The organism is Paenirhodobacter sp. (assembly GCF_050177655.1).
Classification (GTDB): Bacteria; Pseudomonadota; Alphaproteobacteria; order Rhodobacterales; family Rhodobacteraceae; genus Rhodobacter.
Genome location: NZ_JBFXGV010000009.1, coordinates 26147 through 39568, shown reverse-complemented (window position 1 = coordinate 39568; position 13422 = coordinate 26147). Strand labels below are relative to the sequence as shown.

13 protein-coding genes are annotated in these 13422 nt (G+C 68.6%); 2 read left to right on the top strand and 11 right to left on the bottom strand.

The window, feature by feature from the left end; translation table 11 throughout:
• Positions 1-33 precede the first annotated feature (33 nt).
• Positions 34-2043 (top strand): methyl-accepting chemotaxis protein, encoded by a 2010-nt coding sequence (locus tag AB7U46_RS05825; protein WP_428336004.1) that lies wholly within the window; start codon positions 34-36, stop codon positions 2041-2043.
• 2 nt (positions 2044-2045) lie between these two features.
• Here the strand turns inward: AB7U46_RS05825 and AB7U46_RS05820 are convergent, their stop codons facing one another.
• A complete protein-coding gene (locus AB7U46_RS05820; protein ID WP_428336003.1) occupies positions 2046-2951 on the bottom strand; it encodes a LysR substrate-binding domain-containing protein in 906 nt (301 codons plus the stop codon).
• Positions 2952-3083: 132 nt separating this feature from the next.
• Between AB7U46_RS05820 and katG the strand changes: the two genes are divergently transcribed.
• Complete coding sequence (gene katG, locus AB7U46_RS05815) at positions 3084-5252, top strand: catalase/peroxidase HPI (protein WP_428336002.1); 2169 nt, start codon at positions 3084-3086, stop codon at positions 5250-5252.
• Positions 5253-5306: 54 nt separating this feature from the next.
• On the opposite strand, the gene hypE is transcribed toward katG, so the two are convergent.
• From hypE to AB7U46_RS05765, 10 genes are all read right to left on the bottom strand, one after another.
• A complete protein-coding gene (gene hypE, locus AB7U46_RS05810; protein WP_428336001.1) occupies positions 5307-6329 on the bottom strand; it encodes a hydrogenase expression/formation protein HypE in 1023 nt (340 codons plus the stop codon).
• Positions 6330-6396: 67 nt separating this feature from the next.
• Positions 6397-7533, bottom strand: coding sequence for a hydrogenase formation protein HypD (hypD, locus tag AB7U46_RS05805; protein ID WP_428336000.1), 1137 nt, complete (start codon positions 7531-7533; stop codon positions 6397-6399).
• A complete protein-coding gene (gene hypC / locus AB7U46_RS05800; protein ID WP_428335999.1) occupies positions 7530-7820 on the bottom strand; it encodes a HypC/HybG/HupF family hydrogenase formation chaperone in 291 nt (96 codons plus the stop codon). The genes hypD and hypC overlap by 4 nt, the downstream gene beginning before the upstream one ends.
• Positions 7820-9295, bottom strand: coding sequence for a sigma-54-dependent transcriptional regulator (locus tag AB7U46_RS05795; RefSeq protein WP_428335998.1), 1476 nt, complete (start codon positions 9293-9295; stop codon positions 7820-7822). The genes hypC and AB7U46_RS05795 overlap by 1 nt, the downstream gene beginning before the upstream one ends.
• Positions 9295-10149, bottom strand: a complete 855-nt coding sequence (gene hypB / locus AB7U46_RS05790) for a hydrogenase nickel incorporation protein HypB (RefSeq protein ID WP_428335997.1) — start codon at positions 10147-10149, stop codon at positions 9295-9297. Before hypB ends, AB7U46_RS05795 begins: the two co-directional genes overlap by 1 nt.
• A complete protein-coding gene (gene hypA, locus AB7U46_RS05785; protein WP_428335996.1) occupies positions 10149-10490 on the bottom strand; it encodes a hydrogenase maturation nickel metallochaperone HypA in 342 nt (113 codons plus the stop codon). Before hypA ends, hypB begins: the two co-directional genes overlap by 1 nt.
• Entirely contained in the window at positions 10483-11367 is an 885-nt protein-coding gene (locus AB7U46_RS05780; RefSeq protein ID WP_428335995.1) for a HupK protein, read from the bottom strand. The genes hypA and AB7U46_RS05780 overlap by 8 nt, the downstream gene beginning before the upstream one ends.
• Entirely contained in the window at positions 11364-12167 is an 804-nt protein-coding gene (locus AB7U46_RS05775; protein ID WP_428335994.1) for a [NiFe]-hydrogenase assembly chaperone HybE, read from the bottom strand. Before AB7U46_RS05775 ends, AB7U46_RS05780 begins: the two co-directional genes overlap by 4 nt.
• Positions 12164-12994 (bottom strand): hydrogenase expression/formation protein, encoded by an 831-nt coding sequence (locus tag AB7U46_RS05770; protein WP_428335993.1) that lies wholly within the window; start codon positions 12992-12994, stop codon positions 12164-12166. The genes AB7U46_RS05775 and AB7U46_RS05770 overlap by 4 nt, the downstream gene beginning before the upstream one ends.
• Before the next feature lie 3 nt (positions 12995-12997).
• Positions 12998-13414, bottom strand: a complete 417-nt coding sequence (locus AB7U46_RS05765; RefSeq protein ID WP_428335992.1) for a hydrogenase accessory protein — start codon at positions 13412-13414, stop codon at positions 12998-13000.
• Positions 13415-13422: the final 8 nt, after the last annotated feature.

Below are 13422 nucleotides of genomic sequence, written 5' to 3'. Positions count from 1 at the left end.
TCCAAGCCCAAAACCGAACCCCAGCGCGACCGCATGACCCTGGAGGCGAGCCAGAACGCCTTCGCGATGATCTGGTTCGACCCCGAGGGGGTCATCCTCGACGCCAATGCGCGGTTCTGCGCGCTGATGGGCTACGAGATCGGCGAGATCACCGGGCGCAAGCACGAGATCTTCCTCGCGCCCGGGGCGGCGGCGAAACCGGAGTATCGCGCCTTCTGGGCCGCGCTGCGCCGGGGGGAGGCGCAACAGGCGACCTTCCCGCGCCGCACGAAATCCGGCGCGACGGTGCATCTCGAGGCAAGCTACCTGCCGATGCGCGACGAAGCCGGGGCGGTGACCGGCGTCGTCAAGATCGCCACCGACGTGACGGAGAAGACGCGCCACGCGCTGCGCGCGGAGGGCTGGGTCGCGGCGATCTCGCGCTCGAGCGCGGTGATCGAATTCACCCCCGACGGCAAAATCCTCGATGCGAACGAGATTTTCCTGGCCGCGTCAGGCTACAGCGCCGCCGAACTCATCGGCCAGCAGCACCGCCTGCTGATGCCCCGCGACGAGGCCGAGGGGCCGGCCTACGACGCCTTCTGGGCCGATCTGCGGGCGGGCCAGTTCAAGAGCGGGGAATACCGGCGCCTCGGCAAGGGCGGGCGCGAGATCTGGATTCAGGCGAGCTACAACCCGATCTTCGCGCCCGACGGCTCCGTCTCCTCGGTGGTGAAATTCGCGACCGACATCACCGAGCAGAAGCGCACCGCGCTCGACCACCGTGGCCAGCTTGCCGCGCTGAACCGCTCGCAGGCGGTGATCGAGTTCGACATGAGCGGCAAGATCCTGACCGCGAACGACAATTTCCTGACCGTTCTGGGCTATCGCCTCGAGGAGATCGTCGGGCGGCACCACCGGATCTTCGTGCGCGCGGAGGAACGCGAGAGCCCGGCCTATGCCGAGTTCTGGGCGGCGCTGGGCGCGGGGCAGTTCCAGGAGGCCGAATATTGCCGGCTCGCGAAATCGGGGGCGGAAGTCTGGATCCAGGCGACCTACAACCCGATCCTCGACGCCCGCGGCAAACCCTACAAGGTGGTGAAATTCGCCACCGACGTCACCCCGCGCAAACGCGCGGTGCAGCAGTTCCAGCATGCGGTCACCGCGCTCAGCAACGGCGATCTCTCGATGCGGCTGCACGAGCGGATGCCGGGCGAGCTGGAGACGCTGCGCCTCGAGTTCAACGCGGCCCTCGACAAGATGGCCGGGCTGCTCGGCGCGATCCTCTCGGGGGCGGCCACGATCTCGGCCGAGGTCGACATGATCCAGGCGAATTCGGTCGAGCTCGGCCGCCGGACCGAGGTGCAGGCCGCCTCGCTCGAGGAAAGCGCGGCGGCGCTGAACCAGCTGACCTCCTCGGTCGCGAGCGCCTCGACCAGCGCGCGCGAGGCGGCCCGGGCGGTGACCGATGCGCGCGAACGTTCGGGCGCGGGGCGGACCGTCGTCGAACAGGCGATCACCGCGATGAACACGATCGCGCAAAGCTCCGACCAGATCTCGCGCATCACCTCGGTGATCGACGACATCGCCTTCCAGACCAATCTGCTCGCGCTGAACGCCGGGGTCGAGGCCGCCCGCGCGGGCGAGGCGGGGCGCGGCTTTGCCGTCGTCGCCTCGGAGGTGCGCGCGCTCGCGCAGCGGTCATCCGAGGCCGCGCGCGAGATCGCCGGGCTGATCCAGACCTCGGAGCGGCAGGTGAAGGAGGGGGTGACCCTCGTCGACCGCTCGGGCAAGGAGCTGGGCGAGATCGACAGCCTCGTGCGCCGGGTCGAGGATCTGGTGCGCGACATCGCCAATTCCGCCACCGAACAGGCCACCGGGCTGAACGAGATCAACGATGCGGTGAACAGCCTCGACCAGGTGACGCAGCACAATGCCGCGATGTTCGAGGAGACCTCGGCCGCGGTCTCGACGCTGCGCAACCAGACCGTCGCCCTCGCGACGGAGACGCAGGTCTTCACCCTCGACGCCCCCGGGGAGGAGCCGATGCGCCTCGCCTCCTGAACTCAGGCCTGCGGGCGGGCGCGCGGGCCCACCCTGCGCAGGATCTCGGCGATCGCCTCGAATTGCGCCGCGAACGGGTTCGAGCGGCGCCAGACGAGACCGATCGTCCGCACCGGGCGCGGCGCGGCGAGCCGCGCGACCGAGACCTCGCCCGAGCGGGTCTCGACCGGGACCGCCATCTCCGGGATCAGCGTCACCCCGATCCCGGCGCCGACCATCTGCACCAGCGTCGCGAGCGAGCTGCCCTCCATCAGCGCGCGCGGCGCCGAGGGCGGGATCTTGCAGAACGAAAGCGCCTGGTCGCGGAAGCAATGCCCCTCCTCGAGCAGCAGGAGCCGCATCTCGCGCAGCCGCTCCGGCCCCGGCACCGGGTTTCCCGCCTCCCCGCGCGGCCGCACCAGCACGAATTCCTCGGTGAAAAGCGCCACCTCGGTCAGCGCCGGCTCCGAAACCGGCAGCGCCACGATCGCGAGATCGAGCCGCGCGGCGAGCAGATCCTCGATCAGCTTGCCGGTCACCGCCTCGCGCGGGCGCAGGTCGAGCCCCGGGTAGCGCGCGCCGAGTTCCTGAATCACCGCCGGCAGCAGATAGGGCGCGACGGTGGGAATCACCCCGATCCGCAGCCGCCCGGCGAGCGGCCCGCGCGCGGCGCGCACCAGATCCTCGAGCTCGTCCACCGCACGCAGGATCTCGCGCGCGCGGGTCGCGAAATCCTCGCCCAGCGCGGTGAGCCGGATCTGCCGCGCGCCGCGCTCGACCAGAGGCGCCCCGATCAGCGCCTCCAACTCCTTGATCTGCATCGAAAGCGCGGGCTGGGTGATGGCGCAGACCTCCGCCGCCCGACCGAAATGGCCAAGCCGCGCCAGCGCCTCGAAATAGCGCAGATGTTTCATCGACAGGCCGATCATCAGATTTCCTTATCAGATACGTAAGAAAATGCAATTATCCTTTATCATAAAACTCCCCTACCTTCGACACATCAGGGAAACGGACATCAGATCCGGCCCTTTTGCACCCAGACCCAGCCTTCGGAGGAGATCATGGACGGCAATGACGTGAAGACCACCGGCAAATGCCCGGTGATGCATGGCGCCAACAGCGCGATGGGCAGCAATGTGATGGATTGGTGGCCGAACGCGCTCAACCTCGACATCCTGCACCAGCACGACACCAAGACGAACCCGCTCAAGGGGTTCGATTACCGCGAGGCGGTGAAGACGCTCGATTTCGACGCGCTCAAGCGCGACATGCATGCGCTGATGACCGACAGCCAGGAGTGGTGGCCGGCCGACTGGGGCCATTACGGCGGGCTGATGATCCGCATGGCCTGGCACGCGGCGGGCAGCTATCGCACCGCGGACGGGCGCGGCGGCGGCGGCACCGGCAACCAGCGTTTCGCGCCGCTGAATTCCTGGCCCGACAACGTCAGCCTCGACAAGGCGCGCCGGCTGCTCTGGCCGCTCAAGAAGAAATACGGCAACAAGGTCAGCTGGGCCGATCTGATCATCCTCGCCGGCACGGTCGCCTATGAGAACATGGGGCTGAAGACCTTCGGCTTCGGCTTTGGCCGCGTCGACATCTGGCACCCGGAGATCGACACCTATTGGGGCGCGGAGAAGGAATGGCTTGCCCCCTCGGATGAGCGCTACACCGACGTGAGCAAGCCCGAGACGATGGAAAACCCGCTTGCCGCGGTGCAGATGGGGCTCATCTACGTCAACCCCGAGGGGGTGAACGGCAAGCCCGACCCGATGAAGACCGCCGCGCAGGTGCGCGAGACCTTTGCGCGCATGGCGATGAACGACGAGGAAACCGTGGCGCTCACCGCGGGCGGCCATACCGTGGGCAAGACCCATGGCAACGGTTCGGCCGCGGCGCTCGGCCCGGAGCCGGAGGCGGCCGACGTCACCGCGCAGGGGCTCGGCTGGGCCAATCCGAACATGGGCGGCAAGGCGGCGAACGCCGTGACCTCGGGGCTCGAGGGCGCCTGGACGACCCATCCGACGGTGTTCGACATGGGCTTTTTCGACCTGCTCTTCGGTTATGACTGGGAACTCCGGAAGTCCCCCGCCGGTGCGCAGCAGTGGGAGCCGGTGAATATCCGCGAGGAAGACAAGCCGGTCGACGCGACCGACCCGTCGATCCGCCACAATCCGATGATGACGGATGCCGACATGGCGATGAAGGTCGATCCGGTCTATAACGCGATCTGCCAGAAATTCATCGCCGATCCGGCCTATTTCCAGGAAACTTTCGCGCGCGCCTGGTTCAAGCTGACGCATCGCGACATGGGGCCGAAGGCGCGCTACCTCGGGCCGGACGTGCCCGCCGAAGACCTGATCTGGCAAGATCCGGTGCCGGTGGGGCCGAGCGGCTATGACGTCGGTGCGGTGAAGGCGAAGATCGCCGCCTCGGGGCTGAGCGCGGCCGAAATGGTCGCCACCGCCTGGGACAGCGCGCGGACCTATCGCGGCTCGGACATGCGCGGCGGCGCGAATGGCGCGCGCATCCGTCTCGCCCCGCAAAAGGATTGGGAGGGGAACGAACCCGAGCGTCTGGCGAAAGTGCTCTCCGTGCTCGAACCGATCGCGGCGGACAGCGGGATCTCGGTCGCCGATGTGATCGTGCTCGCCGGCAACGTCGGTGTCGAGATGGCGGCGCAGGCGGCGGGCTTCCCCGTCGAGGTGCCCTTCGCCCCGGGTCGTGGCGACGCGACCGAGGCCGAGACCGATGCGGCGAGTTTCGACGTGCTCGAACCGATCCACGACGGCTATCGCAACTGGCTGAAGAAGGATTACGTCGTCTCGCCCGAGGAGCTGATGCTTGACCGCACGCAGCTGATGGGCCTCACCGCGCCGGAAATGGTGGTGCTGGTCGGCGGCATGCGCGCGATCGGCGCGAACCACGGCGGCACCCGGCACGGCGTCTTTGGCGAGCGGGTCGGCGCGCTGACGCAGGACTTCTTCACCACGCTCACCGACATGCGCTTCACCTGGGTCAAGGCCGGCGATCACTACGAGATCCGCGACCGCAAGACCGGCAAGATCGCGGGCACGGCGACGCGGCTCGACCTCGTCTTCGGCTCGAACTCGATCCTGCGCGCCTATGCCGAGCTTTACGCCCAGGACGACAATGCCGAAAAGTTCGTGACCGATTTCGTCGCGGCCTGGGTCAAGGTGATGAACGCCGATCGCTTCGATCTGGCGTAAGCGGCTGATCCGAAATGCAGAAACGAAAGCCCCCCGGAACCGGGGGGCTTTTTCTCAGCAGATCCGCGGCAATTGCTCGCCGACCAGCATGTCGACGATCCGCGTGCCGCCAAAGGCCGTGCGCATCCGCACCTGGCCCGCGTGATCGGCGCTGACCCGGCCAAGGACACAGGCCCCCTCCCCTTCCGGACGGCTGCGCAGCGCGGCAAGCGCCGCCTCCGCCTGATCCTCGGGCACGAAGGCGACGAGCCGCCCCTCGTTGGCGAGGTAAAGCGGATCGAGGCCGAGGATCTCGCACATGCCGACCACCTCGGCGCGCAGCGGCAATGCCTCTTCCGCGATCTCGATGCCGACGCTCGCCGACTCGGCGATCTCGTTGAGCGCGGAGGCGAGCCCCCCGCGGGTCAGATCGCGCGCGGCCCGGGTGCCCGGCGCGGCAGTGAGCAGCGCCTCCATCAAATGGCCAAGGGCGGCGCAATCGCTCTCGATCGCCGAGCTCAGCGCGAGATCCCCGCGCGCCGCCAGAATCGTCGCGCCGTGATCGCCAAGCACGCCGTTCACGATCACCACATCGCCCGGCTGCACCCGCCCCGCGCCCATCGCGCGCCCGGGCGGCACCACGCCGACCCCCGCGGTGGTGACGAAGACGGTGTCGCAGGCGCCGCGCCCGACGACCTTGGTGTCGCCGGTCACGATCCGCACCCCGGCCGCCGCCGCCTCGCGCGCCATCGTCGCGACGATCCGGCGCAAAAGCGCGATCTCGGTGCCCTCCTCGATGATGAACCCCGCCGAAAGCCAGAGCGGCCGCGCGCCACAAACGGCGAGATCATTCACCGTGCCGCAGATCGCGAGCTTGCCGATGTCGCCGCCCGGGAACTCGACCGGCGTCACCACGAACCCGTCGGTGGTGAAGGCGAGCCGCGCCCCGGGCTCGGCGAGCGCGGCGGCCTCGAGGCTTGCCGCATCCTCCATCCCCGGCGGCTGGAACACGCCGGTGAAGACCTCCTCGATCAGATCCCGCATCGCCTTGCCACCGCCACCATGCGCCAGCGTCACCCGTTCATCCCGAAGTGCCATCTCTGCCTTCCAAAGTGTTCAAATATCCCGGGGGTCCGGGGGCAGCGCCCCCGGCGCGCGGCCCGGCTCACTCCGCCGCCGCCCGCGCCCCGCCATATTGCCAATAGGCCGCACAGGCGCCCTCGGAGGAGACCATCAGCGCGCCAAGCGGCGTTTCCGGCGTGCAGCCCTTGCCGAATTGCGGGCATTGCACGGGCTTCACCCGCCCGGTCATCACCGCGCCACAGGCACAGCCCGGCACCTCCTCGACCTCGGCGCGCACGCCCGCGTAGCCGATGCCGAACTTCTCCTCCGCGTCGAAGGCGCGGTATTTCGGCCGGATCCGCAGGCCCGAGGCGTCGATCTCACCGAGCCCCCGCCACTCGAACGACGGCCGCTTTTCATAGACATCGGCGATCGCGGCCAGGCTCACCGCATTGCCATGCTCGGGCACGACGCGGGCATATTGGTTCTCGACCTCGGCCCGCCCCTCGGCGATCTGGCGCAGCACCATCAGCACCGACTGCAACAGATCGGTCGGCTCGAAGCCCGCGACGACGATCGGCTTGTGATAGTCGCGCGCAATGAAATCATAGGGATGCACCCCGATCACCATGCTCACATGGCCGGGCCCGATGAACCCGTCGAGCATCATGAACGGATCGTCGAGCAGCGCCTTGATCGGCTCGGGCACGGTGATGTGGTTGCAGAAGACGGAGAAATTGCCCAGGCCTTCGCGCGCCGCCTGCTGGATCGCAAGCGCGGTCGAGGGCGTCGTCGTCTCGAAGCCGAGACCGAAGAAGACGACCTCGCGATCCGGGTTGCGCCGCGCGAGTTCGAGCGCGTCGAGCGGGCTATAGACCATGCGCACATCGGCGCCCGCGGCCTTCGCCTGCAACAGCGATTTCTTCGATCCGGGCACCCGCATCGCATCGCCGAAAGTGGTGAAGATCACCCCGGGCTTTTCGGCGAGTTCGATCGCCTCCTCGACACGCGCGCGCGGCAGCACGCAGACCGGGCAGCCCGGCCCGTGGATGAAGTCGATCCCCTCATGCACCAGCTTGTCGAGCCCGTAGCGAAAGATCGAATGCGTGTGCCCGCCGCAGATCTCCATGATATTGATCGGTTTTTCGCGGCTCGCCCCGATCTGGTCGGCGACGCGCGCGATCTCGGCCAAAAGCGCCTTCGCGGCCTTCGGATCGCGGAATTCGGAAGCGAATTTCATGCCCGTCCCTCCAGCGCCGCGGCGCCCTCGGCCATCTGCGCGAGCGTCTCCTGCGCCTCACCCAGATCATGAAGCGCCTCGAGCGTCTTCGCCGCTTCCTCCTCGTCGATCAGCGCCATCGCGAAACCGACATGGACAAGCACCCATTTGCCGACCAGATCCTCGAGCGCCCCCTCGGCGACGCAGGCGACATTCACCTCGCGCCGCACGCCGGAGACGTCGGCCATCGCCATCATCCGCGCGGCGTCCGTCACCGCCACGATCTGACCCGGAATGCCCAGACACATCAGCTGTCCTCCTCTTGCGCGGCGCTCGCCGGCGCGTTGATCCCGTATCGTTCGAGCTTGGCGCGCAGCCCGACCCGGCTCAGCCCCAGCTCCGCCGCCGCGCGGCTCTTGTTCCAGCGGTTGCGCGTCAGCGTCTCGCGCAGGATCCGCATCTCGATCAGCTCGACGCGATCCTTGAGCGTGCCCTGCGCGGTCATCACCCCCTCGGCGGCGCGATCGGCGCCCTCCTCGGAGGGCGGCGCCTGCAGGATGTGGCGCGAAATGAGATCGGCGCCGAGCACCTTCTCATGCGCAAAGATCATCATCCGCGTGACCTCGTTCATCAGCTCGCGCAGATTGCCGGGCCAGTCGTAATTCTCCAGAAATTCCAGCGCGGCGGTGTCGAACCCCATCACCGGCTTGCCATGCGCCGCCGCCGCCTCGGCGAGCATCTGCTGCGCGATCAGCGCGACATCGCCGCGCCGCGCGCGCAGCGGCATCAGCTCCACCTCGCCCACCGACAGCGCGTAGTAAAGATCGGCGCGGAACCGCCCCGCCGCCATTTCCGCGCGCAGATCGGCATTCGCGCCGCAGATCAGCCGCGGCTGGGTGGTGATCGTCTCCTGCCCGCCCATCGGCGTGATCCCGCCCTCGGCGACAAGGCGCAAAAGCTGCAATTGCAGCCCCGGCCCCGCCGTCTCGATCCCGCCGAGGTAGAGCGTGCCGCGATCGGCCTTCTGCGCGAGGCCGATCTTCGCGACACCCCCCGGCAGCACGCCGCGCTTCGCCCCGAAAAGCTCGATCAGCGCAAGCTCCTCGGTCAAACCGGCGAGGTTAAGCTCGTAATAGGGCTTGTCCGAGCGCAGCGAGCCATAATGCATCGCCCGCGCCATCTGCGCCTTGCCGGTGCCCGGCTCGCCGGTGAGCAGCACCGGCACGTCGAAACTGGCGTAGTGGCGGGCGAGCGCGACGGTATTGCTCATCACCGATTGCGGCGCGCGCAGGATCGTCTCGAAGCCCATCCCCTCGCGCAGCGCGCGGCGCCGCTTTTCCACCCGGCTTTCGGAGGTGGTGTTGAGGAACCGCATCTCGAGCGCGAGCCGTTCGTTCTCGCGCGAGAGGGCGAACATCTGCGCCGCGTTGCGCGCCGCGGCGAGCAGCTGTTCGGGGTGCCAGGGCTTGGTCAGGAACTGATGCACCCCCGCCTCGTTGATCGCGGCGATCATCGCGGCATTGTCGGAATAGCCGGTGATGACGATGCGCACCGTCTCCGGCCAGCGTTCGCGCACCTCGGTCAGGAACTCGACGCCCGAGCGCCCCGGCATGCGCTGATCGCTGATCACCACCTGCACCCATTCCTCCTCGAGAAACGCGATCGCCGCATCGACGGTGCTCGCCTCGAGAACCTCGAACTCGTCCTCGAGCGCGAGCCGCATCGCGACGAGCGAATGCGGCTCGTCGTCGACCAGGAGAATGGCGGGGGTGGAGCTGGCCATCAGATCGCCTTTCGCGCCGCGCCCGCGCGCAGCCAGTCGAGCCAGGCTTCCATCCCCTCGCCGGTGCGGGCGGAAAGGCGGATCACCTCGATCAGCGGGTTCACGCGACGGATATTCGCCTCGTAGAGGTCGAGATCGACGTCGCAATAGGGCGCCAGATCGACCTTGTTCAGCACGGCGAGCTTCGCCGCGGTGAACATGTCGGGGTATTTCAGGGGCTTGTCCTCGCCCTCCGTGACCGAGAGGATCACCACCTTGGCATCTTCGCCCAGATCGAACCCCGCCGGGCAGACGAGGTTGCCGACGTTCTCGATGAAGAGCGTCGCGCCGGGGGCGAGCGTCAGATGGGTCAGCGCGCGTTCGATCATCGCGCCGTCGAGGTGGCAGCCCTTGCCGGTGTTCACCTGAACCGCGGCGGCGCCGGTCGCGCGGATGCGGTCGGCGTCATTCGTCGTCTGCTGATCGCCCTCGATCACGGCAAGCGGCGTCTCGCCCAGCATCTCGATCGTGCGCACCAGCAGCGTGGTCTTGCCCGACCCGGGCGAGGAGACGAGGTTGATCGCAAAACTGCTATTCTTCGCGAGGCTGTCGCGGTTGCGAGCGGCGTAATTGTTGTTTTTCTGCATGACATCGGCCTCGATCTCGATCAGCCGCGCCTGCGTCATGCCGGGCACTTCGGTCCCCGCCGGCCCCTGGCCGAGGTGGATATCACCGCCGAGCGTCGTGTGGTGATGGCCCTGCGCCGAGCTCTCGGTCAGCACCGCGAGCGGCGCCGCCTTGGCCTGACCGGTCTTTTCCAGATGCGCGCGGAATTGATCCTCGACGCTATGGCCGCAGCCGCAGAACGAACACATCAGAGCACCTCCATATCCTTGATCCGCAACTCGTCCCCGCCCTGCGGCAGCAGCCGGACGCCGCCACAGTTCGGGCAGGGGTCGAGGCGATGTTCGATTTCTACCAGTTTCTCGCAATCGAAGCACATCGCCCGCCCCGGAATGTCGATTATCTGTAACTCCGCCGCCTCGGCGACCGAGCCGCGCATCACCGCGTCAAAGCAGAATTCGAGCGCCTCGCGTTCCACCCCGGAAAACCGGCCGACCTCGAGCCGCACCTTCGTCACGCGCGCGAAGCCGTTCTGGCGCGCCGAGGTCTCGATCACCTCGCGAATGCCCTCGGCAATCGACATCTCATGCATCGGCAGCCTCCGTCATCAGAACCGGCACGCAGGGGTCGAGTATGTCGACCACCAGATCGGCAAGCGCAAGCTTTTCCGCGGGCAGCGCGGCGAGCGTCATCTCCAGCACGCCCCCCGGCGCGACGAGGTGATCGGTCGGCGTGACGCGCTCGAGCGCAGTGACGCGGCCGCCCTCGGCGCGCGCGCGCAGCGCATAGGTGCCGCGCGCGGCGGTGACGCAGACCGAACCATCGGCACGGCGCACCGGCTCCGGTCGCGCCTCGCAGAGCGTGGTCAGATCGACGAGCCGCCCGAGCGCACGCCAGAGCGGGCCGCGGCCGAAGACCGCCTCCGCCTGACGCATCAGCGGATCCTCCGCGACCCGGCCGGCGGGCGAGTTTTCCTGCGCGGTGAGGGCCATCGGATCGGTGAGCGGGGGCAGATCGGCGCAGGCCTCGCCCGGCGCGAAGCGCGTGGCGATCGCCTCGAGCACCGGCGCCATCCCCGCGCCCGAGGCGAGCCAGCGGGCGAGATGCGCGGGCCGCGACCCGCCCCAAAGCCTTTCGGTGAGCGCCGCGCCGCCCTCCGCCCAGCCCTGCGGCAGCGCCTGCGGCGCAAGCCCGGTGAGGCGCGGCCAGTGCAGGCAAAGCTTCGCCAGATGGTCGCGCAGGATCTCCTGGCGCAGGTCGGCGGTGCCCGGCGGCAGGCCAAGTGCCGCGCGCGCCGCCTGCCCCTGCGCCACGCCGCAAAGGTTGAAGAGCCGCGGCATCAGCTCGGCCACCACCTCCGGCGCGCGGCCGAGCATCATCGCGGTGACGGGCGGCGCGGGCGGCGGCATGATCGCCACCCCGAGCCGCGCCCCCTCGCGCCAAAGCGTGATGCCAAGCGCCGGCGTCATTCGGGCGCCTCCTCCCGGGTCTCGGCGAGGCCCGCGGAAATCAGCTGCCGGCGCGTCGGCGCGGCGCCCCCCTCTTCGGCCGCGGCATCTGCCTGAGCCGCCGCGGCGGCCTCGGCCTCGCGCCCGGCGCGGATCTCGCCGGCGCGGTCGGTCTCGGCGCGGTTCTCCTCCTTGAAGAGTTCGGCCATCACCGCACGGGCGACATCGACCGCCTGCATCTGGGTCTGGAACTCGCCCATCGGCGAGAAGAGCGAGCAGGCCTTGTAGCCGCCAACCATCTCCCGGGTATTGTGGATGAACTCGTAAGTGCCGGACGGGAAAGTGATATTCTCCTTCGCACCCGGGGTGAGCGCGGACCAGTCCTCACCCTCTGCGGGCAGTTCGATCAGGTTCATGAACCAGGGGCTGACGAGTACGCCGAGCACGCGCCCCTGATGCGCGCGAAAGCCCACCGCCTCGACCGAGAGCGCCTTGTTCACCAGGGGCACGTCGCGCATCTTCGCGTGCCAGACCTCGCGGAAATCGGCGACGAGCCGATCGGCCAGCGCGTCGATCCGGCGCTGTTCGATCAGCGCGGGCGCGCCGGGATCTTCGCGCACCATGAACTGCGCCTTCGGAGCGTCGCAATTCGGGCAGTGCCAGTCCTCGGGCAGCGCCGAGAACGGCGTGCCGGGCAGCACCTGGCGGAAATCGTCGCCCTGCGCCGGGTCATAGGGCGTCCAGCAGATCTTGCACTCCATGATCGCCGCATCGGAAATACGGTCGTTCGCGCCGAGATAGCTGCCCTCGAAACCGCTCATCGGATCGCCTCCAGCACCTCGCGGATGCGCTCCGCGCTGTCGGAAAGATCCTCGCGCGCGGCAAGGGCGACCTCGGGCATCGTCGTCACCTCGAAGGTGTCGAGGATCAGCGTGTCCATCGAGTTGAAGAACTGCACGCGCCAGACATGGGCGAGCGCGGTGGCGGTGATCCGGCAATTGCCGTAGCCGCGCGAGAGGATGGTGACGGCCCCCTCGCCCAGCGCCGCGTCGAGCCAGAGCAGGTCTTCCTCGGTATGCGGCAGCAGGGTGAGATTGATGACATGCGGCAGGCCGCCCGCGAAACTTGCAGACTTTTCCGTGAGTTCCGCGATCAGCGCCGGGGCGTTCACCACCCCCGCCGGGCGCGGATGGGAGGTGCCGCGACCGGCACGGAAGGGCTCAAACGCACGCGAAAGGGCCGCGGCGGGCACCGCGCCCACCTCGATCGCGTCGATGCCGGCGCCGGCGATCGACCAGACCCCGGCGAAGACGCTTTCCTGCACCATCAGCGCGGGAATGCCGCGGATCTTCATCGAAACCTCGCCCTGCCCCATCGTCTCGGCGATCAGGGCGCGGTTTTCGGCGTCGAGCGGCGCAAGGTCAAACCGCGCCATGCCCCCCGCCGCACAGGCCTCCGCCGCCTCGGCGACATCGGCCAGCAGCCGCAGCGCCGGGGCGAGCGGCGTCAGATCGTCGACATGGGGCAGATGCGCGGAATAGGTGCGCATGCCGGAGGGGAGCTGCATGTAATTCAGCTCCTCGCCGCCCTCGTCGGGCTGCGATCCGGGGCCGAAACCGACGGGCGGCAGGTGGAAATTCGAAACCATCGGTCAGCCTTTCGCGCCAAGGATATGGGTGATGCGGGTGAGGTAATCGTCCCAGTCGCGGATCTTCTCGATCGCGCCGAGGAAGCGGCCCTCGCGGTAGAAGAGGAAGGCCGGCGTCTTCAGCGCGCGGGTTTCCTCGCGCAGCGCGGCCTCGATCGTGTCGCCGACGACGGCGCAGTCGAAGGCGTGCTGGAAGGCCATGCGCAGCTCGGGCAGCACCACGGCGGCGTCGGGGGTTTCCAGATTGCGCCGCGCGTCGCCGGGCACGAAGAGGCAATGCGCCCCCTCCCGCGTGGTGAATTCGGCGATGTCGGAGCGGTTGGCGAGCAGCGGATAGCCAAGCTCACCGGTCAGCCGCGCGACGAGCGGATGCGCGGCGCCCGGGGGCAGGTCGACGGCGGCGGTGGGGATGTCGTGCATGGGGCCTC